The organism is Mesorhizobium sp. M7A.F.Ca.ET.027.03.2.1, assembly GCF_003999175.1.
Lineage (GTDB): Bacteria > Pseudomonadota > Alphaproteobacteria > Rhizobiales > Rhizobiaceae > Mesorhizobium.
This window is the reverse complement of the sequence record NZ_RZOM01000838.1, coordinates 1-2,804: the sequence shown is the minus strand read 5'-3', so window position 1 is coordinate 2,804 and position 2,804 is coordinate 1. Positions and strand designations below refer to the sequence as shown.

Here is a 2,804-nt window from a genome sequence, read left to right as displayed (position 1 = left end):
CTCGGAGAGCCTTGCCGCCCGGAAGCCACTATGAAACCTCGATTTTGTTGCGCTAGATAGATGGACCAGCGTCGATGACCAATTCCACGGAAGAGAAGCGGCCCTTCAACCTGTCGCGCTGGGCAATCGGCCATCCCGCCATTGCGCGGTTCCTGTTCGGCCTGATCATCATTTCCGGCGCGCTCGGCCTGATGCGTATGGGCCAGAAGGAAGATCCCGATTTCACCTTCCGGATCATGGTCGTCCAGGCGATCTGGCCGGGCTCCTCGATCAAGGAGATGGAAGACCAGGTCGTCAACAAGATCGAACGCAAGCTGCAGGAAACGCCGCATCTCGATTTCGTGCGCTCCTTCACCCGCGCCGGCAGCGCCATCATCACCGTGCAGATCAAGGGCGACACCAACACCGCCGAGGTGACCGACGCCTTCTACCAGGTGCGCAAGAAGGTGGGCGATATCCAGGGCGACCTGCCGCAGGGTCTGCTCGGCCCCTATTTCAACGACGAGTTCGGCGACACCTTCATCACCTTGCATTCGATCAGCGGCGACGGCTTCAGCTATCCCGAACTGAAGAAGTTCGCCATCCAGGCGCGCGACATGCTTTTGACGACGCCCGGCGTCGAGAAGGCCGTCATCATCGGCGACCAGCCGGAAAAGCTCTATATCGACGTCTCGTCCAAGGCCCTGGCCGAACGCGGCCTGACGCTGACCGATCTGCGGAATGCGATCAAGGGACAGAACAATGTCGACCCGGCCGGCTCCGTCGATACCGGCACCAACTCGGTACGCATCTCCGTCGAGGGCGATGTCGGCAAGGTCGAGGATATCCGGAACCTGCGCCTGCGCGCCGGCGGCCAGGTCACAAGGCTGGGCGACATCGCCACGGTGACCTCGGGGCTGGAAGATCCGTTCCAGCGCAAATACCGCTTCAACGGTCACGACAGCGTGCAGTTGGGCGTCGTCATGGCCAAGGGCTTCAAGGTTACCGACGTCGGCAAGGATGTCGAGGCCACCTACAAGCGCTTCGAAGAGGCGCTGCCCTACGGGGTTGCGGTCGACCAGATCTCCGACCAGCCGGGCGTCGTCACCGATGCGGTGGCCGAGTTCATGCATGCGCTTGGCGAAGCGCTGCTGATCGTGCTCGTCGTCTCGTTCCTGTCGATAGGCTGGCGTTCCGGTCTGGTCATCGCCATCGCCATCCCGCTGGTGCTGGCTGCGACCTTCGCCATCATGTACGAACTCGGCATCGACCTGCAGCGCATCTCGCTCGGCGCGCTGATCATCGCGCTCGGTCTTCTGGTCGACGACGCGATGATCGTCGTCGAGATGATGGAGCGCAAGCTGGAGGAGGGAATGGTCAAGGTCGAGGCGGCGAGCTTCGCCTATTCCTCGACCGCTTTCCCGATGCTGACCGGCACGCTGATCACCACGGCCGGCTTCATTCCGGTCGGCTTCGCGGCCTCGACCGCCGGCGAATATGTCCGCACCCTGTTCTATGTCGTCGGCATCGCGCTGATCGTCTCCTGGTTCGTCGCGGTCTATTTCACGCCATGGCTCGGCAACATGATCCTCAAGCAGCGCAAGCATGCCGGCAGCCATCACGATGTCTTCGACACGCGTTTCTACCGCCGGCTTCGTGCTACCGTCAGCTGGGCCGTGCGCCATCGCATCATCGTCCTGGTGATGACGCTGGTCACCTTCGGCACCAGCCTGTGGGCTTTCCAGTTCATTCCGCAGAACTTCTTCCCGCAATCGTCGCGGCCGGAAATCCTCGTCGACCTTTGGCTGCCGGAAGGCACCAGCATCAAGGAAGTCGAGGCGCAGGCCAAGGCGCTCGAAACCAAGATGATGGACGACAAGGACAAGCGTTTCATCGCCACCTATATCGGCGAAGGCGCGCCGCGCTTCTTCCTGCCGCTCGACCAGCAGCTGAGCAACCCCAACTTCGCCCAGCTGCTCGTCATGGCCAATGACGAACCGGCCCGCGAACGGCTGATCGTCAAGTTGCGCACCGTTCTGGCTGAAGACTTCCCATCCATCCGTGCCAAGGTCGATCGTCTGTTCCTCGGCCCGCCGACCGGCTGGCCGGTGCAGATGCGCGTCATGGGGCCGGATCGCCAGGAGGTGCGCCGCATCGCCGACCAGGTGAAGGCGAAGTTCCGTGAGGATCCGCTGCTTGGCGCCGTGCATGATGACTGGCTGGAGCCGGTTCCGGCGATGAAGCTGGTCATCGATCAGGATCGTGCCCGCGCACTCGGCGTCACCTCGCAGCGCATCCGCCAGATGCTGCAGGCGGCGATGTCCGGCGCGCCGCTCGACGACTTCCGCGACGGCGAGGAGACGGTGTCCATCGTTGCCCGCGAGCCGGATGCCAGCCGCAGCCTCCTGTCCTCGGTCGACTCGGTCTATATCCCGACCGACTTCGGTGGCTTCGTGCCGCTGTCGCAGGTTGCCAAGGTGGTGCCGGTGCTGGAGCAAGGCATCGAGTGGCGCCGCGACCGTCTGCCGACCATCAGTGTGCGGGCAACGCTGCCCGACGGCGTGCAGTCCAATGACGTCGTCACCAAACTGTACAAGGATATGCAGGGCCTGCGTGACGGATTGGCGCCCGGCTACAAGGTCGAGATCCAGGGCGGTGCGGAGGATTCGGCGGAAAGCCAGGCTTCGATCGCCGCCAAGGCGCCGATCATGTTGGCCGTCATCGTCGTGCTTTTGATGATCCAGCTGCAGAACTTCGGCAAGGCGATGCTGGTGCTGGCGACCGGTCCGCTTGGCATTATCGGTGCTGCCGCGGCACTCTTGATC

1 protein-coding gene is annotated in these 2,804 nt (G+C 63.1%); it reads left to right on the top strand.

Annotated features, from left to right (window positions below; all coding sequences use genetic code 11):
• Positions 1-74: 74 nt before the first annotated feature.
• A partial coding sequence (locus EN750_RS27745; RefSeq protein WP_145967957.1) for an efflux RND transporter permease subunit occupies positions 75-2,804 on the top strand: 2,730 nt, incomplete at its 3' end.